The sequence below is a fragment of the Albidovulum litorale genome (assembly GCF_025751495.1).
GTDB classification, from domain to species: Bacteria; Pseudomonadota; Alphaproteobacteria; order Rhodobacterales; family Rhodobacteraceae; genus Albidovulum; species Albidovulum litorale.
This window is the reverse complement of record NZ_JAOWKZ010000001.1, coordinates 647,026-673,819: the sequence shown is the minus strand read 5'-3', so window position 1 is coordinate 673,819 and position 26,794 is coordinate 647,026. Positions and strand designations below refer to the sequence as shown.

Genomic DNA, 26,794 nt, shown 5'->3' with positions numbered 1-26,794 from the left:
AAGACCAGCAGCCGGGGCCGCCTATGTCGTTCTTCAAGAAGCTCAAGGACAAGCTTTTCAAATCCTCATCGAAGCTCGAAGAGGGGCTGGAGGCGATTGTCGCCGAAGGGGCTGAGGAGGAGGTGGAAGCGCAGGCCGCGGCACCCGAGCCGCAGCCGGAGCCAACGCCCGAACCGGAGCCGATCCCCGAACCCGAACCGGAGCTGGCACCGGAACCCGAGCCGATCCCGGCGCCCGAACCAGAGTCTGAACCGGAGCCGGAACCCGAGCCGGAAATTGAACCCGAACCAGCCCCTATGCCGGACCCGGTCGAACTCCCCCCAGCCGCGCCCGAAGTGCCCCCCGCGCCGCCGGTGGAGGCACCGCCCGCAGCGCCGGAACTGCCGGAGCCCGCACCGGTCGAATTGCCGGAACCTGCACCGGTTGAAATCCTGTCGTCGTCACCTTCGGTGTCGAACGAGCCCCTTGCCGAACGCCCGGGTTTCCTTGGCCGCCTGTTCAAGCGTCCTGCCGCCCCGTCCGCGCCGCGCCGGGTTCTCGATGACGCGATGCTCGAAAGCCTTGAGGAACTGCTGATCCAGTCCGATATGGGCGTCGATACCGCGCTACGCGTGGCCGCGAACCTCGCTGAGGGGCGGATGGGCCGCAAGCTTTCGGTGCCCGAGATCAAGGATCTGCTTGCCGGCGAGGTCGCCCGGATCATGGAACCGGTCGCCAAGCCCATGCCGCTTTACAAGACCAAACCGCAAGTGGTGCTGGTCGTCGGCGTCAACGGCTCGGGCAAGACCACGACAATCGGCAAGCTCGCCAGCCAGTTCCGTGCCGCGGGCAAGAAGGTGGTAATCGCCGCGGGCGATACGTTCCGCGCCGCAGCTGTCGAACAGTTGCAGGTCTGGGGTGAGCGCGCGGGCGTACCGGTGATGACCGCGCCCGAGGGATCGGACCCCGCGAGCCTTGCCTTCGATGCAATGACGAAGGCGCAGGCAGAAGGCGCCGACCTTCTGATGATCGACACGGCGGGGCGCCTGCAAAACCGGCAGGACCTGATGGAGGAACTGGCCAAGATCGTCCGCGTGATCCGCAAGAAGGACCCCGACGCGCCGCACAATACGCTTCTGGTGCTGGATGCCACGACAGGACAGAACGCGCTCAGCCAGGTCGATATCTTCCGCAAGATCGCCGATGTCTCGGGCCTCGTGATGACCAAGCTTGATGGTACGGCCAAGGGCGGCGTCCTCGTCGCGCTCGCCGACAAGTTCGGCCTGCCGATCCACGCCATCGGTGTGGGTGAACAGATCGACGACCTGTCGCCCTTCGACCCCGAGGAGTTTGCCCGCGCGCTTGTCGGCAGTGACGGCTGACCGCGCGGATGACCGCATGGCTCGCCTCGATTGAAGGCACGGACCTTGGCAGTCAGGTGGCGATGGCGCTCGCGCTCTTTGCCGCCTTCACCCATGCGCTCTTCGGTGCGCTGCAGAAGGGGCGTCACGATCCCTGGCTGAGCCGGGCGGCAATCGACATCTCCTATGCGGTCATCGCGCTGCCCTTCGCACTGTTTGTCGTGCCCTGGCCCGAGCCGCATATGTGGCTCATCTTCGCGGGCGCATTCGTGATCCATATCGGATACAAGGTCTCGCAGGCCATGACTTACAGCCGGGGCGCCTATGCGGTGGTCTACCCGGTCGTGCGCGGCACGGGGCCGTTTTTCGCGGTTATCGGCGCGGGGCTTCTCTTCGGCGAACATTTCACCGCCGGTCAGTGGGCCGGTGTCGCGGTTCTTCTGACCGGCATCTTCGGGCTTGCCGTCTATAACCTGCGCACCATTACCGTGGACCGCGAAACGATGGTGCCCGCGCTCTTCTGGGCGGTTGTCACTGGCATGTTCGTGGCGCTCTACACGACCTACGACGCCTACGGCATCCGCGCGACCGCGGACCCGTTCACCTTCCTCGCGTGGTTCTTCCTCATCGACGGGCTCTTCATGCCTGTCTATACGTGGCGGCGCTGGCGGCGCCTGCCGTCGTCCGAGATCGTGCCGCTGATGAAGCGGGGTGTAATCGGGGCCTTCACCGCCTATTTCAGCTTCGGTGCCATCCTTCTGGCGACGCGGCTCGATAATGTGGGGGAGGCGGCGGTGCTGCGCGAGACCTCGACGGTCTTTGCCGCCCTCATTGCCTGGCTGATGCTCGGTGAACGGGTCGGGCCGCGCAGGCTGACTTTGATGGCTTTGATTGCGGCGGGCGCTGTGATCGTGAAACTGACGGGGTAGGGCCAATGGCCGGAAAGAAGATCAATCCGTGGCTGAAACTGGGGCTGGAGCTTGGCCCCGTCATCGCGTTCTTTGTGGCCTTTGTGCGGCTGAAGGATCAGACGGTGACCATCGGCGGCACCGACTATGGCGGGTTCATCCTTGCCACGGCGGGGTTCGTGCCGCTTCTGGTCCTGTCGACGCTGATCCTGTGGCGGCTGACAGGCAAGCTGTCGGCCATGCAGATCGCGACGCTGGTGCTTGTGATCGTCTTTGGCGGGCTGTCGGTCTGGTTCAACGATGAGCGGTTCTTCAAGATGAAGCCGACGCTCATTTACCTCATCTTCGCGGGTGTGCTTGGCTGGGGGTTGCTGAAGGGCAAGTCCTACCTCGCGCTGGTGCTGCAGGATGCGATGCCGCTGGAGCATGACGGATGGATGATCCTGACCCGCCGCCTGACGGTCTTTTTCCTGAGCCTTGCCGTGCTGAACGAGGTAATCTGGCGGACGATGTCGGATCAGGCCTGGGTGAACTTCAAGACCTTCGGCCTGACGGCGGCGATTTTCCTCTTCTTCATGGCGCAGGGGCGTGTGTTCCGGGACTACGAGATCGAAGAAAAGGACGGCTGAGAGCCCTGCTTTCCTTCTCAGGATGCATCGCTGTAGACTTCATTTCGGAGCGGCTTGGGGGGGAAATGGCTGATACGACTGACTTTGAGAAGATGGAGTTCGAAGGCTGGGGCAATCCTGACATCGCCAGTGGTTATGCGGATGGGTTCGCCTTTGCCACTGCACTGGTGGCTGAAGAACTTGCGAATGCAGTTTCGGCAGAGCCGGGAATGCAAGTACTTGATCTTTGCACCGGGCATGGCGTCGTCGCGGCAAGACTTGTCTCGCGCGGTGCGGCCGTTACAGGGTTGGATTTTTCCGATGTCATGATCGAATTGGCGAGCTCTGCAGTTCCGCAGGCCCGATTTGTACGGGGCGACGCCATGGCGATGGGCTTTCCCGATGCGAGCTTTGACGCCGTGACGATCGGATTCGGCGTTCCGCACTTCTCTGACCCAACGGCCGGTTTGAGCGAAGTCGCCCGCGTACTGAATCCCGGGGGAAACTTAGCGTTTTCGATCTGGCATGGGAAAGGGTCGGATGGGGCTTTCGGTTGGCTTTTTGACGCTGTGGGTCGGTTGGGAGATCCTTCTGTAATCCTGCCTGACGGGCCTGATGCGCACCTTCTTGCCGACAGTAAAAGCGCCAAATCTATCGTAACATCGGCTGGCTTCGTTGATGTTCAGGTCTCGGACGTGAATTCCCAATTGCGTGTTGAAAGCCCGGAAGCCCTGTTTGATGTTTTTGACAAAGGCGCAGTCCGAGCGGCTTCTTTGCTTGGGGGACAGTCTTCACCCCAAAGAGACGCCATTCGAGAGGACCTTGCTGCACGAACGCGCAAGCAGGGAAAGAGGAATGGCGCCGGTTATCTTGTCCCAGCTCCGTCAGTTGTTGTTTCCGCGGTTCGGGCCGGCCGGTAGGGGTAGGCAGTCGAGCAGATCCGAAAGAGTGGCAGAAAAGTCCCGCATTTCTGTCGTTCTACCGTTAAGGGAAACGCATCTTTTCACGCCCGTCCCGGTGGTCACAGAGGCTACCGCCAAAGCCAGGACTGGCTGGCGAAAAGGCCCTGAAGCTTTGACAACAGCCGGTTGGCCTTACCCATCGCCGGAATCTCGCGATGGGCAAGGCGGTCGACGATGACCTCGGGCGGGCAGGGCAGGCCGGTCACCGGGTCCATGTAGCGCGGATAGGCGATGAGGGCGGCGTGGACAAAGGCCGCGAGCGTCGGCTGTGCCTTGCGCCGTGCCGGGGTGGGGAAGAGGTCGCGAGTCAGGCCCCAGCCGCTATAGAAGGGCATTCCAAGACAGGTCACGGGCTTGCCGCGCAGGAGCGCCTCGAACCCGAGCGTGGAGGTGATGGTCCAGACCTCGTCCACCGCTTCGATCAGCGCGGCCGGGCTTGCCCCGCGGACGATGATGTTGGCGTGGTTCAGGGCCTCGGTTTCCGGCACCGCACCGGTCCGCAGTCCCGCCTCGACATCCGGATGCGGCTTGTAGATCACGATGGCATCGGGGTTTTCGGCCCGGACCCGGGCGAGGAGGGCGGCATTGGTATGTTCCTTGCCAGCGCCGAGCCGGATCGAGGCATCGTCCTCCACCTGACCCGGCACGAGAATGCGGTGGCCTTTCGGCAGGTCCGGCACCGCCTCGGCATCGAGGTTGTATTTCGAGAGGCCAAAGCGCACCAGCCGGGCGATCAGACGTTCCGCCCGAACCTCGCCGCCCGGTGGCGGTCCGGCCGCGACCAGCCGCTCCAGATCGCTTTCACGCGCCGGGTCGTAGTAGATCCCCCGGGGGTCGGCGACGAGGGACAGCGGTGGCACGAGTTCGGCTCCGAGGCCGCGCGAGCGCAGGAACCCGTCTTCTACGCGCATCACCGGAACGTTTTGGGAAAGCGCCGAAAGGCTGTCGGGCTCTCGCCCGGCCCAGACGAGCAGGCCGCGCCCCTCGGCTTTCGCGCGGCTAACGGCGCGGCCCGGATCCTCCTGAAACCTGAGCCGCTTTTCCCGCCCAAAGGTCTTTTGCAGATGTGCCCGTTTCCACAGCCGCATTCCGAGGGCGACATGGCCGCCCTGGTCTTCGCGGAACGCGCGGACCTGCGCCTCTAGCTGGTCCACCGCCTCTTCGAAACTGCACAGCCGGTCGCGGCAGGGGTCGTACCATGTGGGCGCGAGGATCATCGCGGCGGCGAACAACTGGGCGCGAGTCAGGCGGCGTTCGCGCCGGGCGACCGGGTTTTCGTCCTGCGTCAGTCCCCAACCTGCGTAGAAGGGCTGGCCGAACACACGGGGTTTGTGGCCCGCCATGATCGCCTCGAACCCGAGTTGCGACGAGACGGTGTAAACGCCGACCGCGCCTTCCATCAGGGTCCATGGCGATACCGGCGCCGTCAGGACCGAGATCTGGCCATGGGTGTGACCCTCGTTGAAATGGCCCAGCCGGTGGCCCGCTTGCGTGTCAGGATGGGTCTTGATCACGATGCGCGCGCCGGGATGCTCTTCCTGTGCGAAAACCAGCATCTCTCGGAAGGTTGCGGCGGTCGCCCCGCCATGGCGGATCGACGCATCGTCACGCGTCTGGTCGATCACCAGCACATAGCCCGGATCGGGCACCGCGAGGGTCGGATCGAAATTGTTGTACTTCGACAGATGCGCTGCTTTGAGCCGTGCCATCCCGTCCCGCGCGCGGTCGAGGATCGCCGTGTCGTCGAGCGGATGCGTGGCAAGGATCTGTTCGATTGCAGAGGGTGTCGCGCTGTCGAAATGCACGCCCTGTTCGTCGATCATCAGTCCGAGCGGCGGTTCGCCGCCCGCGCGTCCGGGCCGGATCGAGCGCAGGAAGGCATCCTCGACCCGGACGACCGGCGTATCGGTCCAGTCCGAGACCTTTTCGCCGCGCGGCGCGGTCGGGCTGCGGCCCCAGACGCCAATGCAGTCAGCAGGTCCGGTCGGTCGACCAACTCGAATGTCATAACCTGCGAGTGTGAGGATACGCCGGATGCGCGGCTGTGTCAGAAAACCACCGGAAAAGACGTAGAGCTTCCGGGGGGCGTTCCCCGTCCCCTCCATCAGTTTCCGGCGGCCTTTGACAGCGAATTGGCCGAACCCGCTGCTCCGGTCAGTGCGCCGAGCAGTTTCTGCCAGCGGGTATAGGGGGCCTCGGTCACGTAAACGGTATCGCCGTCGCGGATCATGAAATCGCGGGCGTTGAAGAGGCCCGAAGGTTCAGTCAGGTCGAGAACATAGGCAACCCGCTGCGGTCCGATGAGATCAGTCCGGCCCAGCACCGTATTGGCGGTCGCGGGGTCCTCGTCCCTCAGGACGAAAACGCCGGTCGGGTCGGCGGCGTTCGTTGACAGGCCGCCAACCTGGGCAATCGCCTCGATCGCAGACAGTTCCTGCGTCTCGAAGTGCACGCGGTTCTGTGCCCCCGTCGCACCGATCGCGGTGAAGTTCCGCTGGTCTTTCTCGACGAGGATCACGTCACCTGGACGCAGCGCGACATCGAATTGGGGGTTGGAATAAAGATCCTTGAGCCAGACGCGCCCCGTATGGTGACCACGGGTGACGACGATCTGCGCAATCTCAGGTTCGATGATCACGCCGCCGGCCTTGGCGAGCATCGCCGACAGCGTCCGGGTCGGACGTTCGATCGGATAGACACCCTGGCCGCCGACCCCACCCATGACAGAGACAGTCGCGCCGTCCCCGGCGATCCGCGCCACGGTAACCTGCGGATCGGGCGTCTGGGCATCCAGTTTTTCGGTAATGATGCGGCGAAGAGCTTCCGGCGTGTTTCCGGCAGCCTGGATCCGGCCTGCATAAGGGACAAAGATGAAGCCGTCGCCATCGACCTGCATTTCCTGCAATGCGGTCGAATTCATACCCGGACCCGCCAGCAGGCCGTTATCGACGTTTTCCCAGATCGTCAGGCCGAGGACGTCACCCGGGCGAATCACATCAGAGCCGATGACACCGGCCCCGAGGAACCCGTTTGTGAAGCCGAGCGGCGGAACCATCGCTGTCGCGCGTGCAACCTGCGCGGTGACCGGAACGATGAATGTATCGCCCTGCTCTTCGACCGAGCCTGCGCGAATCTCTCCCTTGGTCGGTCCCGATCGCGGCAGACCGCATGCAGAAAGGCCGGAAAGCACGGCAAACAAGGCCATCGCTGCGGTCACGCGTGACGAAACTGGTCTCAAGGTCGGCTCCTCCGCCGGGACTTCTGCCTCTGGTTTTGCGGTAGCCTACTGAATGCGCTCCTTCAATTCCAGACGCGCTATTCCACCGCGACCAACTGTTGCCTTGGTGCCGCTTTGCCCGCGACGAGCGCATCATAGGGGTCTTCGTCGGCCAGGATCATGTCCGTCACCTGCCGCAGCAGGTGACGACGGCCGCGAGCGGAATAAAAGCCGCCCGGGATTTGCGAGGTTTCAAGCAGATAGTGGCGATAGTCGCGATAGGCGCGGCTGTCGGGACGCCGGGGACTGGCGAAGAACTCCGCAAGCGGCTGATCCGACACGAATTCGGGTTGATTGTAGACGGCGCGGCCAAACGCCTTGAGCGGCAGTCCGCGCCACAGCACCTGCTGGCCCGCGGTGGAATTCACGGTGACCGCGCTCCGCGCGCCGTCAAGCAGTTGCGCAAGTTTGCCGCCGCGCACGAAATGGACACGGTCGCCGATCCTGAGCCGCCTTGCGGTTTCCCTTATGGTGCGCGTGACCGAGGCGCGTTCGTCCTCAAGCGGGTGGGCCTTGAAAACGATGTGGTGATGCGTCGGCGCCCCGCGCGCGAATTCCTCAAGGCAGAGGGTCAGGAATTCTGTCATCGAGGCGAAATCGGAATGGGCCCGAAAGCTCGCATCATGTTCGAGCTGCATCAGGACAAGGTGGTACGGAAAACCTCCGCCGCGAATGCGCCAGGTCGCAATGCGCCGCTCCAATGCGTGCAGCGGCATCAGCAGCAACCGGCGCAGGTAAAGCTGGAACTCTTCCGATACCGTGATGCTGCGATGCGACCGCATATTGCGGTAGCGCTTATTCAGGGTCAGGAGGATGAAGTGATAGAGCGCGCCATAGAACACATGTTCGCGCATGTCGCCCCAATGCGAAGGTGCCTTGGGCAGTTCCATTTCCGACCGTGCGAGGGCCGCCTGCATCGCGGCGACGGGCATCGACATCAGGCGGGAATGACCGTTCGAACCGCCACGTTCGTAAGTCGCCCAGTAGGGGCGCAGGTAACCTTCCTCGAAGACATGCACGGTGATGCCGCGCCGTTTCGCAGCCGCGATGGCCGTGGCATGAACCGGCCGCGCGTCACCGTAGAGAATGAGATCGGTGATCGCATGGTCGCTGAAAAGCTCGTTGATCGTATCCGCCCAGTCCTCGATGTTGCCGCGAAACGGGATGTAACCCGGACGCCGCCAGAAAAACTCGTCGCCCCGGTTGAAGCCGACGCGCCAGACCTCGGCTCCCGCCCGGCACAGCATATCACCCAGATGGCAGAAGAACGGCCCGTGCGGCCCCTGAAGCATCAGGACCTTCCGTGAACTGCTGGGGTTCAATTCGATGACTGGCATGCTGCTCGACCGTTTCTCGCGCGGTTTCTGGCCATTGTGGCCGTTTCTGCGTTCTTGTCACGGATTATTGCGGCGGCCAGTTGGCGGAATGCAGGCGCCGTTGCGAATTGGTCGATCCCCTTGCCCCGGAGCGGGTGGCGGGATAGGCAGGGGCGGTCTTTCAGGGGCAAAGGAGGCGTCCCATGTTCACCGGAATCGTCACCGATATCGGCGAGATCCTTGCGCTGGAGCAGAAGGGTGACCTGCGCGCCCGGATCGCGACCGCTTACCCGGTGGAGGGGATCGACCTTGGCGCATCCATCGCGTGCAACGGTTGCTGTCTGACCGTCGTCGCGACCGGCGCAGATCCGCGTGGCTGGTTCGACGTCGATATTTCGGCTGAGAGCGTCGCCAAGACCAATATCGGCGACTGGAGGGTTGGGCACCTCATCAACCTTGAACGGGCGCTGAAGGTCGGGGACGAGTTGGGCGGCCACATCGTGTCGGGCCATGTCGATGGCGTGGCCGAGATCGTCGCTATGAGGGATGAAGGCGACAGCACCCGCTTCACCTTCCGCGCGCCTGAGGCTCTGGCGGGCTTCATCGCGCCCAAGGGGTCGGTCGCGCTCAATGGCACCTCGCTGACGGTGAACGAGGTGAACGGGGCAGAGTTCGGCGTGAACATCATCCCGCATACGAAAGAGGTCACGACCTGGGGGCAGGCGAGGGTCGGTGATAAGGTGAATATCGAGATCGACACGCTGGCCCGCTATGTCGCGCGTCTCAGGGAATGGGGCGGGCAAGGCTGAAATTCGGTCCCCACCCGCCCGGAAATGGCGCGCTTGCCGGGGTGAATGTCGCCTGCGGGCTGGCCAAAGTCCCACCTTTGCTCTATCGCCTCGCGGGGACAATCCACCGGGGCCGATCACATGACCGACGATCTGACAGCCGCCATTTCCTCGACCGAGGAAATCATCGACGAGGCGCGCAATGGCCGCATGTTCATCCTTGTCGATCACGAGGACCGCGAGAACGAGGGTGACCTCGTCATCCCGGCGCAGATGTGCACGCCCAATGCGATCAACTTCATGGCCACCCATGGGCGCGGGCTGATCTGCCTGACGCTGTCTTCTGCCCGGATTGAGGCCCTTGGCCTGCAGCTCATGTCGGCCAAGAACTCGTCGCGGCACGAAACCGCCTTCACCATCTCCATCGAGGCGCGGGAAGGCGTGTCCACGGGCATCTCCGCCCATGACCGGGCGCTGACCGTGGCGACGGCCATCGACCCCTCAAAGGGCCCGCAGGATATCGCCACGCCGGGCCATATCTTTCCGCTGCGCGCCCGTGACGGTGGCGTTCTGGTCCGCGCCGGCCATACCGAGGCCGCGACCGATATTTCTCGGCTCGCAGGCCTCAATCCCTCAGGCGTGATCTGTGAGATCATGAACGAGGATGGCACCATGGCGCGGCTGCCCGATCTGGTGACATTCGCCCAGAAGCACGGGCTCAAGATCGGCACGATTTCCGATCTCATCGCCTATCGCCGCCGCCACGACAACCTCGTGCGTGAAACCGCCAGCCGCATCGTCACGTCGGCCCATGGCGGTGACTGGACCATGCGCATCTTCACCGACCAGACCGAAGGCACCGAACATGTCGTGCTGACCAAGGGCGACATCACAACACCCGAACCGGTTCTGGTCCGCACCCACGCGCTGAACGTGCTGGAGGATGTACTGGCTCTTGGCCCCGCGCCTGAGGGCGAGCTGGCCCGCGCGATGAAGATCATCGCCAAAGAGGGGCGGGGCGCTGTCTGCCTCTTCCGCGATCCGAAGGCCAAACTGGTGGCCGAGGAAGAGGACGGGCCACGCACGATCAAGCAGACCGGGCTTGGTGCACAGATCCTGTCGTCGATGGGGCTGAAAGAGCTGATCCTGCTGACGGATTCGCCGCTGACCCGTTATCTTGGCCTCGATGCCTATGACCTGCACATCACGGGCACCCGCCCGATCACCGAGGGCTAAGTCATGGCCGCACAGGAACAACATTACATCCTCGAACTGCCGAAATTCGACAAGAAGGTGCGCCTGCTGATCGTGGTTGCGCCTTATTACAAGGACATCGCCGACAACCTCGTTGCAGGCGCGAAGGCGGTTGCGGAACAGGCGGGGGCCGAGGTCGATCTGGTCGAGGTGCCCGGCGCGCTGGAAATACCGACCGCCATCGGCATGGCCAGCCGCATGGCCGATTACGACGGCTTCGTCGCTTTGGGCTGCATCATCCGGGGCGAGACCACGCATTACGACACGGTCTGCAACGACTCGTCACGCGGCCTGACCATGCTTGGCCTTTCCGGTGTTGCCATCGGCAACGGCATCCTGACTGTCGAGAACCGGAAACAGGCCGAGGTCCGCGCCGATCCGGCCGATCAGAACAAGGGCGGCGGTGCCGCAGCGGCGGCCTTGCATCTTGTCGCGCTATCGCGCAAATGGGCGCGCCGGACGAAAGGCATCGGGTTCAAGCCGCAGGGCGAGGAATTCCGCATTGCCGGCGACAGCGAAGGACCCAAGACCGCATGAGCGACGCCGCCCCGAAACCGACCATTGCCGAAAAGCGCCAGATGAAATCTGCCGCGCGGCTTTATGCCGTGCAGGCGCTCTTTCAGATGGAGGCATCGGGGCAGACCGTCGACAAGGTTCGGCGCGAGTTCGAAAGCTTCCGCTTCGGCGCGGTCTATGAGGGCGACGAGATGGCCGAGGGCGACCCCGACCTTTTCCGCAAGATCGTGGAAGAGGCGGTGAACTGGCAGGCCAAGATCGACCAGATGACCGACCGGGCGCTGGTGGCGAAGTGGCCGATCGGCCGCATCGACCCGGTGCTGCGCGCGCTCTTTCGTGCCGCAGGCGCCGAACTTACCGACGAAAAGACCCCGCCCAAAGTGATCATCACCGAATTCGTTGATGTCGCCCGGGCATTCTTCCCGGATGGCAAGGAACCGAAATTCGTCAACGCGGTCCTTGATCACATGGCCCGCGAAGCCCGGCCCGAGGCGTTCTGATCACCGCCTTTAGAGCGTCGGTTCACTCCGATGCGACAGCATGTCCCTGTGATTTCCCGCGCGCAGCGCTAGAGTAATTGCGAAGGGAGACTGTCATGCCCGCACTCGTCCGCCTCTACATCCGCAATGTCATCATCGGGTTCGGCCTGTCGACCGTTTTCGTCACCGCGCTGCTATGGCTGAATGTTGCCAATCTTTGGCACCTTATTTCGACCTCGCCGCAGGGATGGATCGCGCTTCTGATGCTCTTCGTGTTCAATGGTATCATCTTTGCTGGCGTGCAGTTCGCGATCGTTATCATGCGTATGGGCACGGATGACCACTCCGGTGGCGGCAGGAAATCACCAGTGACTGTCCGGGCAGAACCGGTTGCGATCTTGGTCAAATCCAACAGCTAAGGCATCCGCTTGCGCCGGACTGCTGCGCCGGAGCATTGCTGCGTCAATCTGGATCGGGAAGGTGGCGGGAACCACGGCGACCGTGAAGGCGTGTATTTCCCCGGAGCCTGGTCTAACCAGGTGGGCGCCGGATATCAGGACCACGATCCAGACAGAGCCAGCTCCCTCGGAAAAAATTATCGGCCACTGGAAAAGGGCCTTGCACGAGAAGCGCAGAACCCGCCGCGAAGTGAAATAGGGCCCAATGCGCCTTTCGGCAAGAGGCAAGCTCGCCATCAAGGTTCGGCTGCTCTGGACAGATGTTCACTTTATGTTCATATTTCGGCCATGCAGGACGATCTCATGCCCGGCCAACTTCTCGCGCGCGGCGTCTGCCGCCATCTTCTGCACCATGGCTTTGTCACGGTGGAAGAGATGGTGCCCGCACCCGGCCTCAGGCTTGACGTGATGGGGCTCGGTCCGAAAGGAGAGCTCTGGATCGTCGAGTGCAAGTCGAGTCGGGTGGATTTCACATCGGACCGTAAATGGCAGAACTATCTGGAATGGGGCGACAGGTTCTTCTGGGCGGTCGATGCCGATTTCCCGGTGGAGCTTCTCCCCGAGGGCACCGGCCTGATCCTTGCAGATGCCTATGATGCTGAGATTGTGCGGATGGGGCCAGAAGCGCCTTTGGCCGGTGCGCGACGCAAGGTGATGGTGCAAAAATTCGCCCGCCACGCCGCGCTGCGCCTGCAGGGGTTCCGCGATCCGGGCGTCACCGCTTCGGGGATTTCCCCTTAGAACCACCCATACCCCGCGCGGCCTCGGCGGCGGCGCGCAGTTCTTCGGCGATCTCCTCGGCCTCTTCAGGGTCGAAATCCAAGGGCAGTTCCAGCCCCTCGGCCTCGACATAAATCCGGACCATGCCAAGCGTCGTCGGCCCGATCTGCAGATTCGCCGAGATGTCGCTTTCCTTGTCGATCCCCATGACCGGCCTCCGTTTCATACCCCGCCTTGGCTATAGCGGAACGGGCGGGCGAGGCAAGAACCGCAATGCTGCGACAAGCGCAATCCGGGACTTGCATTCGCGTTGGCACGGGTCTAAATGGCCCCCGAGTGCCGACGTAGCTCAGTTGGTTAGAGCACTAGATTGTGGATCTAGGGGTCCCCCGTTCGAGCCGGGGCGTCGGTACCATCCTCTCTTTCATCGTACATCGGTCGATACCCGGCCAGCACGTTTCGTGCCCTGATCATGGGCATTGCCATTCATTGTCGACACTCGGTTCACCGCGAATTGGGCACTCATCCTTTGGTGGACGATACCCAATTCACATCGGCTGGATGTCCGCGAAATGGCGCGGCAGGTCCTGCGCCGCCACCTTCACCAGGTCTTTTGCCAGGTCGGCATGCAGCGCCTGCGCCGGTGCCCCGTTCAGCCGTGCCCGCAATACGCCGAGCATTTTGGGTGCCGCAGCGAGGATTAGCCGATCGGGCTTGATCCGCAACCATTCGCGGTCAAGTTCCTCGACGACATAACCGGCAAACCGCGACCGTCCGGCCTCATCTGCGTTCTCACCGGGATCGAAACCATGCCGCGCCATGCCGCCCGGACCGCCGGTCTGCCGTCCCGGTCGGTCGTCATATTCAATCTGGGCATCGAGGAACTGCGCGGCCGACAGCCCGGCCACCTCCTTCAACCCCTTGCCGATACCCTCATTGATCAGAAAACGCGCCGTCTGGTCGTCGGCGACAAGAACGAGCGTACGGACCGGTTTCATGGCAAACCTCCTTTGTGGCCTGCCACTGATATGGGGGCTTAACGCAGGCGCCGCCATGACCTGCGTCAACGCGCCTATTCGGCGGCCAGAACCCGGTCGATCATCGCCTGCGTGCCTTTGGCATCCTCAAGGGTCCACGGATACGGCGTGCCTTGACGTATTGACCGCCCGAAGGCCTCGACCTGATTGCGGTACTGCCGGGCGCCCGGGAAGCGTTCGATGTGGTCGGCCCTGTCCTGTCGGAACATGTGCAACTGTGCCTCGCCGAACAGGCCCGCATTGAAGGGCGCGGTAAGGCGGATGAGGCCCGTTTCGCCTTGGAACACCACCTCCTGCCGGGGGAAAAGCCGCATCGAGGTCATCGCGTGATAGGTGAAGCGCCCGCCGGGCCCTTCCATCTCGCCGAAGACGCGGGCGAAGACATCGAAACCGTTCTCGCGCGTGATCTGTGCATCGAGCGCCACTGGTTCAGCGCCGGTCGCCCAGCGGGCTGACCCGTAGGTATAGACCCCGATATCGGGGATGGAGCCGCCGCCCGTCTCGGGCCGGTTGCGGATATTGCCGGGGTCAGAGCGGTTGTCATAGCTGAAATGCGCATCCGCATGCAGGATACGACCAATCGCGCCCTCCGCGATCAGGGTCCGGGCGCGCTGCCATTGCGGATGGTGGACGATCATATAGGCCTCGGTTGCCATCAGCCCGGTCCGGTCCCGCGCCGCGATGAGGGCGTCGATTTCATCTGCCTGCATCGCGATGGGCTTTTCCGTCAGCACATGCTTGCCCGCCTCAAGCGCCTTGAGAGTCCATTCGACATGGAGGTGATTGGGCAGCGGTATATAGACTGCCTCAATGTCCGGGTCGGCGAGCAGAGCATCGTAGGAGTTATGGACCTTGAGGTCCGGGCAGAAGGCCGAAAACGGTGCAGCTTTCCTTGGATCGGATGTTGCAAGCGCGTGGAACCGCGCGCCTTCGGCTTCGTGAATTGCCCGCGCCATATGCTCGCGTGCGAATTTCGCGGCGCCGAGCACCCCCCAATTGACCGGTTTCATGCCGCCCCCTTGTGTCAGATTGCGCTAACATCTACGCCCCTTGCGGCCGGGGGAGCAAGCCGCAAGGGTAGATTTCGACGGATCAGGCGGGAACGACCATGCCTTTTTCGGCAGCCAGTTTGCGCATTTCGGCCTGAAGCTTTTCGAACGCACGCACCTCGATCTGGCGGATACGTTCGCGGCTGACGTCGTACTGGCCGGACAGATCCTCCAGCGTTACAGGCTCATCAACCAGACGGCGCTGCATCAGGATATCGCGTTCGCGGTCGTTCAGTACGTCCATCGCCTGTTCCAGAAGTTCGCGACGCACCGACAATTCATCGGCCTCGGCATAGTGTCCGGCCTGATCGGCGTCTTCGTCTTCCAGCCAGTCCTGCCACTGGGCGGTGCCATCCTCGGCCCCTACCGTCGCGTTCAGCGAGGCATCGCCGCCCGACAGACGACGGTTCATGTCGATGACCTCGTCCTCGGTGACGTTCAGGTCATGGGCGATCTTCTCGACATGTTCGGGCCTGAGGTCGCCCTCTTCCAGCGCGCCGATGCGGCTTTTCGCCTTACGGAGATTGAAGAACAGCTTTTTTTGGGCCGACGTTGTGCCGAGCTTCACGAGACTCCAAGACCGCAGGATGTATTCCTGGATCGACGCACGGATCCACCACATCGCGTAAGTGGCCAGCCGGAAGCCTTTTTCAGGATCGAAGCGTTTGACCGCCTGCATGAGCCCGACATTGGCTTCAGAAATTACTTCAGCCTGCGGCAGACCGTAGCCGCGATAGCCCATGGCGATCTTGGCGGCGAGGCGCAGGTGGGAGGTGACCATCTTGTGGGCGGCGGAACTGTCCTCATGATCCACCCAGCGTTTGGCCAGCATGTATTCTTCTTCCGGCTCCAGAAGCGGAAACTTGCGAATTTCCTGCAGATAGCGGTTCAGCCCCTGTTCCGGGCTCGGCGCGGGAAGGTTTCCGTAGTTCGACATGACTCTGACCCTCTCTTTCCGGTCGAGGACCACGAAATCTATTCGCTAGGCCCCCGCTCTGCAAGGCCGTGGCCATAGCAGCGTTTGTTTAACGTGAGATGAGTATGGTTCCGTCGCTTTGCCAGATTTGTGACAGACGCTTCACATCCTTGTCAGGAAACGCGATCAAACGCGCCCCGGTTCCCCGCGCAGGAGGTCGAGCAATGATTGGAAATCCTCTGGCAATGGGCTTTCGAAATCGTGCCTTTCGCCGGTCACCGGATGGTCGAAGCCGAGCGTTGCGGCATGAAGAGCCTGGCGGGGAAAACTCGACGCCGCCTCGGCCGCCTCAACGCCAAGGGCCTTCGCGGCGGGCTTGCGCCTCCCGCCATAGACCGGATCGCCAATCAGCCCGTGGCCGACATGGGCCATGTGAACCCGAATCTGGTGGGTGCGACCCGTCTCCAGCCAGCATTCGACAAGCGCGGCGGCGGGCGGTTCACCAAACCGTTCGACGACACGCACCCGCGTCACAGCATGCCGCCCGCCATGGAACAAGACCGCCTGCCGCTGCCGGTCGGTCTTATGGCGGGCAAGCTGGGTGGTGATCTTCAAAACGCCACCGGGTTCGAAATTCGTGCCCTTGACCCCATGAAGGCGCGGGTCGGCGGCATCCGGCACGCCATGCGCGAGCGCCAGGTAGCGCCGGGTTACCGTGTGTTTCTCGAACTGTTTCGCAAGCCCATGATGCGCCCGGTCGGATTTGGCCACGACCAGAAGGCCCGACGTGTCCTTGTCGATCCGGTGGACGATCCCCGGCCGCCTTTCGCCGCCGACGCCGGACAGCGTATCGCCGCAATGGTGCAGAAGTGCATTGACGAGTGTCCCGTCGGCAGAACCCGGCGCGGGATGCACGACCATGCCTGCGGGCTTGTCGATGACGATGAGATCGGCATCTTCCCACACGATGTTGAGCGCGATTGGCTGTGCGACCGTCTCCACCGGCTCTGGCGCGCCGAGCGCGATATCAAAGACCTCACCCTCCGCAACTTTGGCCTTCGGGTTGTCGACCACCGCACCACCTTGCGTGATTGCCCCCTCGGCCAGAAGCTTCGCCAGCCGCGACCGCGAAAGTGAGGCTTCTTCTGGCACATCGCGCGCCAGCGCCTTATCAAGGCGGTCGGGCGGGTTTGGCCCGATGACGACTTGCAAGGTACGGCTTTCGATGTCCGACATGAACGAGGCTCCGACTGACGCCGATCAGGGCACCCCGCCCGAACTGCGTTTTCTCAAGATTCTGGTCACGACGCTGGCCGGGACCATGATCCTCGGCCTGATAACGATCATCTTCCTCTTTGTCACCCGGCTGCCGGATGCCTCTATCCCGCGCCCGGCTCTCCCTGACGGCATTACCCTGCCCGAGGGCACGAAGGCCGAGGCGGTGACGATTGGGCGCGGCTGGATTGCTGTGGTGACCGAGGCGGATGAGATTCTGATCCTCGACGCCACAACCGGTGAACTGCGCCAGCGGGTACAGATTACGCCGCAAAACTAAAGCCGAAGGTGGTAAGCAAGGGCATGCCACGCCACCGGCCTGATCACTCCTCCGGCAGCGCGGCCTGCAGAAACCGTACCATGTTTCCGCCCATGACCTTGGCTATCACATCTTCGGGCAAGCCCCGGTCGATCAGGGCCTGCGTCAGGGCGGCAAGTTCGGATGCGTCGAATGTTGTCCGCACCGCGCCGTCGAAATCAGAGCCAAGCGCGACATGATCTTCACCCACGACCCCGATCGCGGCAATGATCGCCCCGGCAATGCCGGCTGGCGTGTCGTCGCAGGTCACGTCCGCCCAGAACCCGATGCCGATCAGCCCCCCCTCGGCTGCGATTGCGCGCATCAGGTCATCGGGAAAATTGCGGACCGTCTCGCAATGGCTACGGATGCCGGTATGGCTGACAACGACCGGCATGTCGGTCATGTCGAGCACGTCGCGCGCGGTCTGCGGCGAGGCATGGGCAAGGTCGATGATCATGTGCCGCCGGATCATCTCCTCCACCACCGACCGGCCGAAACGTGTCAGGCCGGCCTCCGCACCCGCCTCGCCGTGCAACGAACCGCCGATCTCATTGTCGAAGAAATGCGTCAGCCCGATAAGGCGGAACCCGGCATCGTAAAGCTTTCCGAGATTGGTCTGATCGTCGCCCAACGCGTGCCCCCCTTCGGCGCCGAGAATGCCACCCACGACCTGCTCGCCTTCTGAGCGGCGGCGCAGGACTTCGGTCAGATCGGCGCGGCTGCGGATGATCTTCAGCATTTCGGGGGCCTTTTCTTCGGCAATCGCCAGCTGGCGCGCCTGCTCCAGCGCGCGTTCAGTCAGGTCAAGCCAAGCACGGAAGGGGCGAAGCTGGCCGATATAGAGGAGCGTGATGTCGTCGCGCGCCTCGGCCGCGTTTTCCTCGTAATTCAGGCCCGATGGGCTTTTCGTCACCGTAGTAAAGACCTGCAATGCGACATTGCCCTCGGCCAGCCGCGGCAGATCGACATGCCCGCGTGTCTGGCGTTTCGTCAGATCCCGGTCCCAGAGAAGCGTATCGGCATGCATGTCGCCGATGATCAGCCGCTCATGCATGGCCTGTGCTGCCGGGGTCACGGGCCAGGGATCATGCTTCGTCACCGGGTTCTGCATCCGGTCGGCGATTTCGGGGCCGAGCGCGAGGAAACCGAACAGACCGACGACCAGCAAGAATCCGATCAGTTTCAGTATGATCCGGATCATCGCGTGTAACTCCCCTTATGCGACACCACTCTTCTTTGCGGGTGCGATCCCGTCAACCGTTCGGCATGAGACCGGTTGTATCCACTCCGTGCTGCGTCATCCGGGCGAGCGTGTCATCGATCAAAGTTGCGCTGCCGGCATTCAGTGTGTTTTGGGCGAGAAACCAGTAGAGGAATTCAGCAAAGGGGAAGGGCGTGTTCGTGGCCACGCGCAGCGCGCCGTGCATTTCATCCGGGTGCCGGATGGTCACCGCGCAGTGATGCAGGTCACTGCGACCGCAAAGCACCACCGGAACACGATGGATCATCGATTCCAGTGCAGTGGCCGAAGTTGCCGTCACCGTAACGTCGGAAGATGCGAGAATGTCATGCACATTCGCGTCAGTGATCACTACTCCGGGGCTTTGCCCGGCAACCGCAAGAATGTGAGCGGTGTCGCCGGTCAGATTGCGTGGATGCGGCTTCAAGATCACCGTCCGGTCGCCGCGCGAGGCGAGAACAGCGGAAAACATCTCCCGTTCGGACATGTATCGCGCGCGGTTTACCGGATCGCTGTCGCCCTGAAGGAAAACAGCGATCGCGTTTTTGGGAAATGTCCGGCGGTCCTGCGGCTGATCGTACCGGCTTTGCCGCCGGTCCACGAGGCGGCGGGTCTGATGCATCAGGAACACATTCGCGAGGGCCGGATCGACGTCGTCAGGGCGGAACGTCTCAGCGGCAAGACTGGAGTCGCCGAAGATCCCGTGGGGATCGCAGTACCAGAACGGATAGATATAGGCCAAGCCGGTGTTCAGAACGCGGGGATGGCGAATACGACCGTTGTGAACAAGGTGAATGTCGCCGGTGTCGCCCATGTTCGTCAGAGCTTCGATGTCGCGCCACCGCACTTCGACATGGGCACCGCGCGCAAGAAAACCGGACCGGATCTTCTGAAAAAACCCCGGAAGGTCGGCCCCATCCGACGCCATCATATGCAACGGTACGTGCAGGATCAGACCGGGCCGCATGAACCCGCCAAGCTTTTCGCGCAGGTTTTAAGAGGTGGCTCGCAACGGCGTTTCGCCGCGGGGATCATCCCTCCATCGCCTCCAACTCGTCGATCATCCCGGCGATCATGCTGAGGCCCTTGTCCCAGAACTTCGGATCGCTGGCATCCAGACCAAAGGGTGCCAGAAGCTCTTTGTGATGCTTCGAACCGCCCGCCTTCAGCATCTCGAAATACTTCTCCTCGAACCCCGGCAGGCCTTCCTCGTAGACCGCATAGAGCGCGTTCACGAGCCCGTCCCCGAACGCATAGGCATAGACGTAGAAGGGCGAGTGCACGAAGTGCGGGATATAGGACCAGAACGTCTCATAGCCGTCCATGAATTCGAAAGCATCTCCAAGGCTTTCGCCCTGAATGCTCATCCATAGTGCGTTGATATCCTCGGGCGTCAGTTCGCCCGCGCGACGGGCGGCGTGCAGCTTGCATTCAAAGTCGTAGAACGCGATCTGGCGCACGACCGTGTTGATCATGTCCTCGACCTTGCCAGCCAGCAGGACCTTGCGTTCGGCTTTCGTCTTTGCCTGGGAGAGCAGTTTGCGGAAGGTCAGCATCTCGCCGAAGACGCTGGCGGTTTCAGCCAGCGTCAGGGGCGTTGAGGCCAGCATTTCGCCCTGCGGCGCTGCCAGCACCTGATGGACTCCGTGGCCCAGTTCGTGGGCCAATGTCATCACGTCGCGCGGTTTGCCGAGGTAGTTCAGCATGATGTAGGGGTGCACGTCGGTCACGGTCGGATGTGCAAAGGCACCCGGGGCCTTGCCGGGTTTCACGCCCGCGTCGATCCAACCTTTTTCGAAGAAAGGTTTAGCGATATCAGACATTTCCGGGGCGAAGTTCGTATAAGCCGACATCACAGTTTCCCGCGCGTCGTCCCAGTTGACGGTCTTCTTTTCCTCGATCGGCAGCGGTGCGTTGCGGTCCCAGACCTGCAACTTCTCCAGCCCCATCCATTTCGCCTTCAGCCGGTAATAGCGGTGCGACAGCTTTGGATACGCGGCGACGACGGCGTTCCTCAGCGCCTCGACCACTTCGGGTTCGACATGGTTCGACAGGTGCCGCCCGGTCTGCGGCGTCGGCATCTTGCGCCAGCGATCCTCGATCTCCTTTTCCTTGGCCAGCGTGTTGTGGACACGGGCAAAAAGCTTGACGTTCTCGCCGAAGACCTTTGCCAGTGCCACTGCGCCCGCCTCGCGCCGCGCCCGGTCCTGATCCGAGAGCAGGTTCAGCGTGGCTTCAAGGTTCATCACCTCACCGTCTACCGTGAACTCCAGCCCCGCCATCGTCTCGTCGAAGAGCTTGTTCCAGGCCGAAGCGCCGACTGTGGACTGGTCGTGCAGGAATTTCTCCAGTTCGTCCGACAATTGGTGCGGCTTCATCGCGCGCATGCGGTCGAAAACCGGCTTGTAGCGGGCGATGTCGGCATTGGCGGTGAAGACGGATTTGTAAGCATCCTCTTCAATCCGATTGAATTCCAAAGAGAAAAAGACAAGCGGGGTGGTGAAGTCGGTCACCTTGTCCTGGCAATCGGACATGAACTTGGCCCGCGCGCCGTCCATGGTGTTTTGATAATAGCGCAGGCCAGCGTAGGACATGATGCGCCCGGCAATCGCCTCGATCTTTTCATAGGCGTGGATGCAGTCGAGCATCGCATCCGCATCCAGTGTCGCCAGCTTGCCTTCATACCGTGATGCGAAATCGGCGCAGGCCTTTTCCAGCCAGTCCATGTCGCGCGTCACTTCGGGCGCGTCGGGCGCGGTGTAAAGGTCGCTCAGGTCCCATTCCGGCAGATTGCCGAGCCCTCCGGACGAGGCATTGGCGTCGAAGACCGGGTGGGGCAGGCGGATCGGCATGGGGCACTCCTTCGAAATCTGTCGCACAGAGATGGCAGGGGCAGGCGGGCATGGCAAGGCCGGGTGGCATGAAATCACCGGCATCGGCGGTGTTGCGGGCGCTTGCGCCGCCATTTAGTGTGGCGCGGTCAGGGGAAAGGACAGGCGATCATGACCTATTGCGTGGGGCTCTTGCTGGATGCGGGCATGGTGCTGTTGTCGGATACCCGCACCAATGCGGGCCTCGATCACATCTCGTCCTACCGCAAGATGTTTTCGTTCGAAATGCCGGGCGAACGTGTCATCGCGATTTTGACGGCCGGCAGCCTGTCGGTCACGCAGGCGACGCTGGCGAAACTTCAGGAAGCGATCGAGAACCCCGAGGCGACGCCGGAAAGTTCAATCCTGATGGCGCCGACGATGCTGAAAGTGGCCGAGATTGTGGGCGAGACTTTGTGGTCTGTGCGCGATGCCAACGATCAGCGGTTGAAGACCAATGGCAATTTCGGCGCGGCCTCGATGATCGTTGCGGGGCAGCGCAAGGGCGGGCGGATGCGTATGTTCCTCGTCTATCCGGAAGGCAATTTCATCGAAGCGACCGAGGACACGCCGTTCCTGCAGATCGGTGAACACAAATACGGCAAGCCGATCCTCGACAGGATCGTGCGCCCCGGAACGTCGATCGAGGACGGCGAGAAGGCGGTGCTGCTGTCGATGGACTCGACGCTCCGGTCAAATCTCTCGGTCGGCATGCCGCTTGACCTGGCGGTGATCCACAATGACGAATGCAAGGTCGGTTTCCAGCGCCGGATCGAACCCGGGGATGCCGATTTCCGTAGGATGAGCGACGGCTGGTCAAAGGCACTGAGATCGAGCTTCGCAAAGATCCCGCTTCATGTGCAGGGGTGATCAGCGGTGGCTGGCGTCAAAGAGGGCCGCTGCGCGGTCGTAGAACTTTGCCCGCGTCTCTGGCCCTTCCATCATCAATTCGTGTTCCGCGCTGCCGACAAGATCGAATTCCGATCCCGGCCAGCGCGACATGCGGTCATGGATCGAGGCAGCATGGACGATGCGTTCCTCGGCCCCCAGAACCGTCAGGCAGGGCAGGTCGGGCGAGGGCATCCGGTGCAGAGCGTGTGTTTCCTTCAGCGCCTCGTAAAGCCAGCGCATCGTCGGCCCGCCGATTGCTAGGTCGGGATGCGCGGTCAGTTGGTGGCGCATGAATTCCCACATCTCTGGGTCGCGCGTCAGCACATTGCGTTCGAAATCCGCCTCCAGAACATAGGTCAGCGGCGAGGTCGAGGGCACCATCCGGTGACCCTGACCGGTCACAGTCGCCAGCCAAGAAAGACCCCAGGCGACGGGGCGTACGATGGGCTGCATCAGTATACCCCACATTGGCGCCGAGAAGGTCACAGCGTTGACTGGAATGCCGTCATAAATAGCGCGCAGACCTATACAGCCCCCCATCGAATGTCCGATCAGGAAAAAAGGGCGGGGCAGGTCCTGATCACGGATCCAGTCCATGAAGGCGTCGACATCGCGGCTGTAGTCTGAAAAGCACCGGACATGGCCCGGCGCACGGTCGTCGAGCAGCCGGTCGGCAATGCCCTGACCGCGCCAGTCGAGCGTCGCCATGGCATAACCGCGCGCGGCGAACTCACCCGCCGCGGGGCCATATTTCTCAATATATTCTGTCCGCCCGGGAAACAGCAGCACCGTCCCCTTCTCGCCGCCACGCCAATGGGCCGCGCGGATGCGGACCCCGTCTGCGGCCGTCAGCCACACGCAGGTCGCGCCATCGGGCGCATCGGCGACGTCGTCGTAGAAGGGGGCCTGTTCCATCCTCAGGAAAGGGCGGCGCCGAGTTGCATGGCAAGGCCCATATCGCCGTCAACCGCCAGCTTGCCCTGCATGAAGGCGGCAGTGGGGTTCACGTCGCCCGAAAGTATGCCCTCAAAGGTCTCACGGTCCGCCGTCAGCGTCACGTCGGCTTCGTCATCGCCCGCGCGCACGTCCGATCCGTCAACGATCAAGGCGCCTTCGCCTTCGATCACGAATTTCGCAGTGCCGGCGATGCCACCGGACAGCCTTTCGCTCAGCGCAGCAACGGCCGCGGTTACGATATCACTCAATTCTTCCTCCAAATGTGAGCGCCAAGCCTCTCGCTTTCCGGCGCGGATCGGCTACACTCTGCCTTGTAATGCGGATGTGTGCCACCCTTCTCAATCCCGTGTTCGCTGCATGTGCCGCAGCGTTATTCCTGTCTGCGCCGGTTTCCGCCGCGTCTGAATATCTGGACAATCTATACGCGGAATTGGCCGATCCAGACAACCCTGAGTGGCGTCGGGTTCAGGCCGACATTCTGCGGGAGTGGTCAAAGTCAGGCTCGCCGTCGATGGACCTCCTGCTGAAACGCGGACGCGAGGCAATGGAGGCGGGCGATCTGGCCACCGCAATCGAGCATTTCACGGCATTAACCGATCATGCGCCGGAATTCGCCGAGGGCTGGAATGCGCGGGCGACAGCCTATTTCCTGAATGGCCAGTTCGGGCCGTCCATCGCCGACATCCAGCATACGCTGGCGCTGAATGAACACCATTTCGGGGCGCTTTCAGGGCTTGGCCAGATATTCGAGGCGCTTGAGCAGGAGGAGAAAGCCGTCGCGGCCTATCGTGCGGCGCTTGCTATACATCCCCATCAGGAGGGGATAAAGCAAGCGCTCGAACGGCTGGAGCAGAAGACCACCGGCACCGAACTCTGAGGGCAGTCCCATGGCGGCGGAGACGAGGATCACAGCGGTCCTCGGGCCGACCAACACAGGCAAGACACATTACGCGATCGAACGGATGCTGGCGCACCGCACCGGCGTCATCGGCCTGCCTTTGCGCCTGCTCGCGCGCGAGGTGTACGACCGGATCGTTGCGGCGCGCGGGCCTGCGGTTGCGGCGCTGGTCACGGGCGAGGAGCGGATCGTCGGCGCCCGCGCCCAATACTGGGTCTGCACGGTCGAGGCGATGCCGACCGACATCGGCTGCGACTTCCTTGCCGTGGACGAGATCCAGCTTTGTGCCGATCCTGAGCGGGGTCACGTCTTCACCGACCGGCTGCTGCATGCGCGCGGCTTGTCCGAGACGCTGTTTCTTGGCTCCGACACGATGCGCAGCACCATCGCCGCCCTCGTGCCGAAGGTGCAGTTCCTGAAACGCGAGCGGTTCTCGACGCTGACCTATGCAGGTTCGAAAAAGATAAGCCGGATGCCCGCGCGGTCGGCCATTGTCGGGTTTTCGGTTGAAAATGTCTATGCCATCGCTGAGCTGATCCGCCGCCAGAAGGGCGGCGCGGCGGTGGTTATGGGGGCGCTTTCGCCCCGCACCCGCAATGCGCAGGTCGCGATGTATCAGAACGGTGATGTGGACTACCTCGTCGCCACCGACGCCATCGGCATGGGCCTGAACCTCGACATCAATCATGTCGCCTTTTCCGCCACGGCGAAGTTCGACGGCTGGCGGATGCGCGATCTTTTCCCGCACGAACTGGCCCAGATCGCCGGGCGGGCAGGACGTCATACCACAGCGGGTACGTTCGGTGTGACGGGTGAGGCCGCCCCGCTGACCGAAGAGGTAATCGCTTCGATCGAGAACCATCGTTTCCGTCCGATCGAACGAATCAACTGGCGGGCGAGCGATCTGGATTTCGGCGGGGTGGAGCGGCTGATTGCCTCGCTTGAGGCCGCGCCGGCCGAGGAACGGCTGATGCGCGGGCGGGAGGCCGACGACCTGAAGGCGCTGAAGGCGTTCGCAGATCTGCCGCATATCCGCGACCGTCTAAAACATCCCCGTGACCTGCGGCTTTTGTGGGATGTGTGCAGAATCCCTGATTTTCAAGGGATTTCGGCCCAAGAACATGCCAATCTCTTGCAACGCATCTTCGGATTCCTGCAGGATGGGCATGTGCCCGATGATTGGCTTCAGGCGCAAATTCGCCGGATCGACAAGATTCAGGGCGACATCGACACATTGTCGAAAAGGTTGGCATATATCCGCACCTGGACCTATGTCGCGCAGCGTTCCGGCTGGGTCGCCGACGAAAGCCATTGGCGCGAGGAAACGCGCGCTGTAGAAGACCGCCTGTCAGACGCGCTGCATGACGCGCTGACACAAAGATTTGTGGACCGGCGGACGAGTGTCCTCCTTCGCCGGCTCAAGCAGAAGGAGAGCCTTGTGGCCGAGGTGAACGACAAGGGCGAAGTGACGGTTGAGGGCGAATTCGTCGGCCGTCTGGAAGGGTTCCGTTTCCATCAGGATGGGACCGCTTCGCCCGATCAGGCGAAGACGCTGAAACAGGCGGCCTATGAGGCATTGCGCCCGGAATTCCACCTGCGCGCCGACCGGTTCTACAACGCGCCCGATACCGAGCTGGATTTCACCGAGCAGGGCGGCCTCATGTGGGGCTCGTCCGCCGTCGGCAAGCTTGTCAAGGGCGCGGACGTGATGAAGCCGCAGGTCGAGGCGTTCGTCGACGAGGAGGCCGGATTCGATGTCGGTGAAAAGGTTCGCCGCCGTCTGCAGCATTTCATCGACCGCAAGGTGGCGACGCTCTTTGAACCGCTGCTGAACCTCCAGCGTGATGAGACGCTGACGGGTCTTGCCCGTGGTTTTGCCTTCCGTCTGGTGGAATCGCTCGGCGTCCTGCCGCGTGAAGGCGTGGCGGACGAGGTCAAGGCGCTGGATCAGGACATGCGCGGGCTGCTGCGCAAGCACGGTGTCCGGTTCGGGCAATACACGATCTTCCAGCCCCTCCTTCTGAAACCCGCGCCGACGCGGTTGCGGCTGGTGCTCTGGTCGCTGAACGAGGGGCTCGACGAGTTCCCCGAAAGCCCGCCGCCGGGCCTCGTGACCGTGCCGAATATTCCCGATGTACCGAAGGGCTATTACACGCTCTCAGGCTATCACCCGGCAGGCGCCCGGGCGATCCGCATCGACATGCTGGAACGGCTGGCCGACATCCTGCGCACGATGGACAGCCGCGCGGGGTTCGAGGCGAATCCCGACATGCTTTCGATCACCGGCATGACGCTGGAACAGTTCGCCGACCTGATGGCCGGACTTGGCTACAAGGGTGAGCGGGGCGAGCGGGAAAAGGTTCGGTCCGAACCTGTGGCCAGACCGGCGGAAGAGGGCGCGAGCGCCAATCCCATCACCGAAGAAGAAGCAGCGCTTCAGACCGTGACCGAGACGGAGGTCTTCTATACCTTCACCTGGGCGCCGAAACCGCGTGCACCGCGGGGCGACCGCCCGCAGCGCGGCGAACGCCGCGAGGGCAAGCCGGATGGCGAGCGTCGCGACGGCAAGCCGCGTGGCGACCGTCCCAAGGGGGGCAAGGGTAAGCCGGGCGGCAAGGGCAAGCGCGACGATCAGGGCGGTCGCAACTTCGAATCCCGTCCGCCGAAGAAGGACCGGATCGACCCCGACAACCCCTTCGCAGCCGCGCTGATGGGCTTGAAGGACAAGATCTGA

At 62.7% G+C, this 26,794-nt stretch carries 27 protein-coding genes, 1 tRNA gene and 1 other RNA gene; 15 read left to right on the top strand and 14 right to left on the bottom strand.

The window, feature by feature from the left end:
* The first annotated feature begins 23 nt into the window (after positions 1–23).
* The 4 genes from ftsY to OEZ71_RS03425 all read left to right on the top strand — a co-directional run bounded on the left by ftsY (position 24) and on the right by OEZ71_RS03425 (position 3,776).
* Positions 24–1,361, top strand: coding sequence for a signal recognition particle-docking protein FtsY (gene ftsY / locus OEZ71_RS03440; protein ID WP_263738516.1), 1,338 nt, complete (start codon positions 24–26; stop codon positions 1,359–1,361).
* An 8-nt stretch (positions 1,362–1,369) separates the two neighbouring features.
* Positions 1,370–2,269 carry a DMT family transporter gene (locus OEZ71_RS03435; RefSeq protein WP_263738515.1) on the top strand — a complete coding sequence of 300 codons (900 nt, stop codon included), beginning with the start codon at positions 1,370–1,372 and terminating at the stop codon, positions 2,267–2,269.
* A 5-nt stretch (positions 2,270–2,274) separates the two neighbouring features.
* Positions 2,275–2,877, top strand: coding sequence for an inner membrane-spanning protein YciB (locus OEZ71_RS03430; RefSeq protein WP_263738514.1), 603 nt, complete (start codon positions 2,275–2,277; stop codon positions 2,875–2,877).
* A 65-nt stretch (positions 2,878–2,942) separates the two neighbouring features.
* Positions 2,943–3,776 (top strand): class I SAM-dependent methyltransferase, encoded by an 834-nt coding sequence (locus OEZ71_RS03425; RefSeq protein WP_263738513.1) that lies wholly within the window; start codon positions 2,943–2,945, stop codon positions 3,774–3,776.
* Positions 3,777–3,886: 110 nt separating this feature from the next.
* Here OEZ71_RS03425 and OEZ71_RS03420 read toward each other — a convergent pair whose 3' ends face one another.
* The 3 genes from OEZ71_RS03420 to OEZ71_RS03410 all read right to left on the bottom strand — a co-directional run bounded on the left by OEZ71_RS03420 (position 3,887) and on the right by OEZ71_RS03410 (position 8,387).
* The gene (locus OEZ71_RS03420) at positions 3,887–5,923 is read right to left on the bottom strand and encodes a capsular polysaccharide biosynthesis protein (RefSeq protein WP_263738512.1); all 2,037 of its coding nucleotides are present in this window, start codon (positions 5,921–5,923) and stop codon (positions 3,887–3,889) included.
* Positions 5,923–7,056 (bottom strand): polysaccharide biosynthesis/export family protein, encoded by a 1,134-nt coding sequence (locus OEZ71_RS03415; RefSeq protein WP_459542628.1) that lies wholly within the window; start codon positions 7,054–7,056, stop codon positions 5,923–5,925. The genes OEZ71_RS03420 and OEZ71_RS03415 overlap by 1 nt, the downstream gene beginning before the upstream one ends.
* A 77-nt stretch (positions 7,057–7,133) precedes the next feature.
* A complete protein-coding gene (locus OEZ71_RS03410) occupies positions 7,134–8,387 on the bottom strand; it encodes a capsule biosynthesis protein (protein WP_263738511.1) in 1,254 nt (417 codons plus the stop codon).
* A gap of 227 nt (positions 8,388–8,614) precedes the next feature.
* Here OEZ71_RS03410 and OEZ71_RS03405 point away from each other — a divergent pair, with 227 nt between their 5' ends.
* The 5 genes from OEZ71_RS03405 to OEZ71_RS03385 all read left to right on the top strand — a co-directional run bounded on the left by OEZ71_RS03405 (position 8,615) and on the right by OEZ71_RS03385 (position 11,867).
* Entirely contained in the window at positions 8,615–9,220 is a 606-nt protein-coding gene (locus OEZ71_RS03405) for a riboflavin synthase (RefSeq protein WP_263738510.1), read from the top strand.
* A 120-nt stretch (positions 9,221–9,340) separates the two neighbouring features.
* Positions 9,341–10,435: a 3,4-dihydroxy-2-butanone-4-phosphate synthase gene (ribB, locus tag OEZ71_RS03400; protein ID WP_263738509.1), complete on the top strand. Its 1,095-nt coding sequence runs from the start codon at positions 9,341–9,343 to the stop codon at positions 10,433–10,435.
* Positions 10,436–10,438: 3 nt separating this feature from the next.
* The gene (locus OEZ71_RS03395) at positions 10,439–10,990 is read left to right on the top strand and encodes a 6,7-dimethyl-8-ribityllumazine synthase (RefSeq protein ID WP_263738508.1); all 552 of its coding nucleotides are present in this window, start codon (positions 10,439–10,441) and stop codon (positions 10,988–10,990) included.
* Entirely contained in the window at positions 10,987–11,469 is a 483-nt protein-coding gene (gene nusB, locus OEZ71_RS03390; protein ID WP_263738507.1) for a transcription antitermination factor NusB, read from the top strand. Before OEZ71_RS03395 ends, nusB begins: the two co-directional genes overlap by 4 nt.
* A gap of 95 nt (positions 11,470–11,564) precedes the next feature.
* Positions 11,565–11,867: a hypothetical protein gene (locus OEZ71_RS03385; protein WP_263738506.1), complete on the top strand. Its 303-nt coding sequence runs from the start codon at positions 11,565–11,567 to the stop codon at positions 11,865–11,867.
* 64 nt (positions 11,868–11,931) lie between these two features.
* On the opposite strand, the gene ssrS is transcribed toward OEZ71_RS03385, so the two are convergent.
* Positions 11,932–12,089: non-coding RNA, 6S RNA (ssrS, locus tag OEZ71_RS03380), on the bottom strand.
* Between the two features lie 105 nt (positions 12,090–12,194).
* On the opposite strand from ssrS, the gene OEZ71_RS03375 reads away from it, so the two are divergent.
* Entirely contained in the window at positions 12,195–12,647 is a 453-nt protein-coding gene (locus OEZ71_RS03375) for an MmcB family DNA repair protein (RefSeq protein WP_263738505.1), read from the top strand.
* Here the strand turns inward: OEZ71_RS03375 and OEZ71_RS03370 are convergent.
* Positions 12,622–12,834: a DUF6324 family protein gene (locus OEZ71_RS03370; protein ID WP_263738504.1), complete on the bottom strand. Its 213-nt coding sequence runs from the start codon at positions 12,832–12,834 to the stop codon at positions 12,622–12,624. The two genes, OEZ71_RS03375 and OEZ71_RS03370, sit on opposite strands and share 26 nt — an antisense overlap.
* Positions 12,835–12,964: 130 nt before the next feature.
* Here OEZ71_RS03370 and OEZ71_RS03365 point away from each other — a divergent pair.
* Positions 12,965–13,041, top strand: a tRNA-His gene (locus OEZ71_RS03365).
* Positions 13,042–13,174: 133 nt separating this feature from the next.
* Here the strand turns inward: OEZ71_RS03365 and OEZ71_RS03360 are convergent.
* The 4 genes from OEZ71_RS03360 to OEZ71_RS03345 all read right to left on the bottom strand — a co-directional run bounded on the left by OEZ71_RS03360 (position 13,175) and on the right by OEZ71_RS03345 (position 16,864).
* Complete coding sequence (locus OEZ71_RS03360) at positions 13,175–13,624, bottom strand: host attachment protein (protein WP_263738503.1); 450 nt, start codon at positions 13,622–13,624, stop codon at positions 13,175–13,177.
* A 74-nt stretch (positions 13,625–13,698) separates the two neighbouring features.
* Positions 13,699–14,673, bottom strand: coding sequence for a Gfo/Idh/MocA family protein (locus OEZ71_RS03355; RefSeq protein WP_263738502.1), 975 nt, complete (start codon positions 14,671–14,673; stop codon positions 13,699–13,701).
* Positions 14,674–14,755: 82 nt separating this feature from the next.
* The gene (rpoH, locus tag OEZ71_RS03350; RefSeq protein ID WP_263738501.1) at positions 14,756–15,649 is read right to left on the bottom strand and encodes an RNA polymerase sigma factor RpoH; all 894 of its coding nucleotides are present in this window, start codon (positions 15,647–15,649) and stop codon (positions 14,756–14,758) included.
* Positions 15,650–15,814: 165 nt separating this feature from the next.
* Positions 15,815–16,864, bottom strand: a complete 1,050-nt coding sequence (locus tag OEZ71_RS03345; protein WP_263738500.1) for an RluA family pseudouridine synthase — start codon at positions 16,862–16,864, stop codon at positions 15,815–15,817.
* Here OEZ71_RS03345 and OEZ71_RS03340 point away from each other — a divergent pair.
* On the top strand, positions 16,854–17,183 hold the full coding sequence (locus tag OEZ71_RS03340; protein WP_318527796.1) for a DUF6476 family protein: 330 nt from the start codon (positions 16,854–16,856) through the stop codon (positions 17,181–17,183). The genes OEZ71_RS03345 and OEZ71_RS03340 overlap by 11 nt on opposite strands.
* A 43-nt stretch (positions 17,184–17,226) precedes the next feature.
* Here OEZ71_RS03340 and OEZ71_RS03335 read toward each other — a convergent pair whose 3' ends face one another.
* The 3 genes from OEZ71_RS03335 to OEZ71_RS03325 all read right to left on the bottom strand — a co-directional run bounded on the left by OEZ71_RS03335 (position 17,227) and on the right by OEZ71_RS03325 (position 21,296).
* Positions 17,227–18,405, bottom strand: coding sequence for a dipeptidase (locus tag OEZ71_RS03335; RefSeq protein ID WP_263738499.1), 1,179 nt, complete (start codon positions 18,403–18,405; stop codon positions 17,227–17,229).
* Positions 18,406–18,457: 52 nt separating this feature from the next.
* Positions 18,458–19,411: a capsular polysaccharide export protein, LipB/KpsS family gene (locus OEZ71_RS03330; protein WP_263738498.1), complete on the bottom strand. Its 954-nt coding sequence runs from the start codon at positions 19,409–19,411 to the stop codon at positions 18,458–18,460.
* Positions 19,412–19,475: 64 nt separating this feature from the next.
* The gene (locus OEZ71_RS03325; RefSeq protein ID WP_263738497.1) at positions 19,476–21,296 is read right to left on the bottom strand and encodes a M3 family oligoendopeptidase; all 1,821 of its coding nucleotides are present in this window, start codon (positions 21,294–21,296) and stop codon (positions 19,476–19,478) included.
* A gap of 150 nt (positions 21,297–21,446) precedes the next feature.
* Here OEZ71_RS03325 and OEZ71_RS03320 point away from each other — a divergent pair, with 150 nt between their 5' ends.
* A complete protein-coding gene (locus OEZ71_RS03320) occupies positions 21,447–22,184 on the top strand; it encodes a proteasome-type protease (protein ID WP_263738496.1) in 738 nt (245 codons plus the stop codon).
* Here OEZ71_RS03320 and OEZ71_RS03315 read toward each other — a convergent pair whose 3' ends face one another.
* Positions 22,185–23,120, bottom strand: coding sequence for an alpha/beta fold hydrolase (locus OEZ71_RS03315; protein ID WP_263738495.1), 936 nt, complete (start codon positions 23,118–23,120; stop codon positions 22,185–22,187).
* A gap of 2 nt (positions 23,121–23,122) precedes the next feature.
* On the bottom strand, positions 23,123–23,410 hold the full coding sequence (locus OEZ71_RS03310; RefSeq protein ID WP_263738494.1) for an SCP2 sterol-binding domain-containing protein: 288 nt from the start codon (positions 23,408–23,410) through the stop codon (positions 23,123–23,125).
* A 182-nt stretch (positions 23,411–23,592) separates the two neighbouring features.
* On the opposite strand from OEZ71_RS03310, the gene OEZ71_RS03305 reads away from it, so the two are divergent.
* Both OEZ71_RS03305 and OEZ71_RS03300 read left to right on the top strand, forming a co-directional pair.
* Positions 23,593–24,039, top strand: a complete 447-nt coding sequence (locus OEZ71_RS03305; protein WP_318527795.1) for a tetratricopeptide repeat protein — start codon at positions 23,593–23,595, stop codon at positions 24,037–24,039.
* A gap of 10 nt (positions 24,040–24,049) precedes the next feature.
* On the top strand, positions 24,050–26,794 hold the full coding sequence (locus tag OEZ71_RS03300; protein ID WP_263738493.1) for a helicase-related protein: 2,745 nt from the start codon (positions 24,050–24,052) through the stop codon (positions 26,792–26,794).

Bases quoted from the DNA above. Each gene is read 5' to 3' on its own strand.
- ftsY (WP_263738516.1), top strand. From the start codon at position 24: ATGTCGTTCTTCAAGAAGCTCAAGGACAAGCTTTTCAAATCCTCATCG.
- OEZ71_RS03435 (WP_263738515.1), top strand. From the start codon at position 1,370: ATGACCGCATGGCTCGCCTCGATTGAAGGCACGGACCTTGGCAGTCAG.
- OEZ71_RS03430 (WP_263738514.1), top strand. From the start codon at position 2,275: ATGGCCGGAAAGAAGATCAATCCGTGGCTGAAACTGGGGCTGGAGCTT.
- OEZ71_RS03425 (WP_263738513.1), top strand. From the start codon at position 2,943: ATGGCTGATACGACTGACTTTGAGAAGATGGAGTTCGAAGGCTGGGGC.
- OEZ71_RS03420 (WP_263738512.1), bottom strand. From the start codon at position 5,923: ATGGAGGGGACGGGGAACGCCCCCCGGAAGCTCTACGTCTTTTCCGGT.
- OEZ71_RS03410 (WP_263738511.1), bottom strand. From the start codon at position 8,387: ATGCTTCAGGGGCCGCACGGGCCGTTCTTCTGCCATCTGGGTGATATG.
- OEZ71_RS03405 (WP_263738510.1), top strand. From the start codon at position 8,615: ATGTTCACCGGAATCGTCACCGATATCGGCGAGATCCTTGCGCTGGAG.
- ribB (WP_263738509.1), top strand. From the start codon at position 9,341: ATGACCGACGATCTGACAGCCGCCATTTCCTCGACCGAGGAAATCATC.
- OEZ71_RS03395 (WP_263738508.1), top strand. From the start codon at position 10,439: ATGGCCGCACAGGAACAACATTACATCCTCGAACTGCCGAAATTCGAC.
- nusB (WP_263738507.1), top strand. From the start codon at position 10,987: ATGAGCGACGCCGCCCCGAAACCGACCATTGCCGAAAAGCGCCAGATG.
- OEZ71_RS03385 (WP_263738506.1), top strand. From the start codon at position 11,565: ATGCCCGCACTCGTCCGCCTCTACATCCGCAATGTCATCATCGGGTTC.
- OEZ71_RS03375 (WP_263738505.1), top strand. From the start codon at position 12,195: ATGCAGGACGATCTCATGCCCGGCCAACTTCTCGCGCGCGGCGTCTGC.
- OEZ71_RS03370 (WP_263738504.1), bottom strand. From the start codon at position 12,834: ATGGGGATCGACAAGGAAAGCGACATCTCGGCGAATCTGCAGATCGGG.
- OEZ71_RS03360 (WP_263738503.1), bottom strand. From the start codon at position 13,624: ATGAAACCGGTCCGTACGCTCGTTCTTGTCGCCGACGACCAGACGGCG.
- OEZ71_RS03355 (WP_263738502.1), bottom strand. From the start codon at position 14,673: ATGAAACCGGTCAATTGGGGGGTGCTCGGCGCCGCGAAATTCGCACGC.
- rpoH (WP_263738501.1), bottom strand. From the start codon at position 15,649: ATGTCGAACTACGGAAACCTTCCCGCGCCGAGCCCGGAACAGGGGCTG.
- OEZ71_RS03340 (WP_318527796.1), top strand. From the start codon at position 16,854: ATGTCCGACATGAACGAGGCTCCGACTGACGCCGATCAGGGCACCCCG.
- OEZ71_RS03345 (WP_263738500.1), bottom strand. From the start codon at position 16,864: ATGTCGGACATCGAAAGCCGTACCTTGCAAGTCGTCATCGGGCCAAAC.
- OEZ71_RS03335 (WP_263738499.1), bottom strand. From the start codon at position 18,405: ATGATCCGGATCATACTGAAACTGATCGGATTCTTGCTGGTCGTCGGT.
- OEZ71_RS03330 (WP_263738498.1), bottom strand. From the start codon at position 19,411: ATGCGGCCCGGTCTGATCCTGCACGTACCGTTGCATATGATGGCGTCG.
- OEZ71_RS03325 (WP_263738497.1), bottom strand. From the start codon at position 21,296: ATGCCGATCCGCCTGCCCCACCCGGTCTTCGACGCCAATGCCTCGTCC.
- OEZ71_RS03320 (WP_263738496.1), top strand. From the start codon at position 21,447: ATGACCTATTGCGTGGGGCTCTTGCTGGATGCGGGCATGGTGCTGTTG.
- OEZ71_RS03315 (WP_263738495.1), bottom strand. From the start codon at position 23,120: ATGGAACAGGCCCCCTTCTACGACGACGTCGCCGATGCGCCCGATGGC.
- OEZ71_RS03300 (WP_263738493.1), top strand. From the start codon at position 24,050: ATGGCGGCGGAGACGAGGATCACAGCGGTCCTCGGGCCGACCAACACA.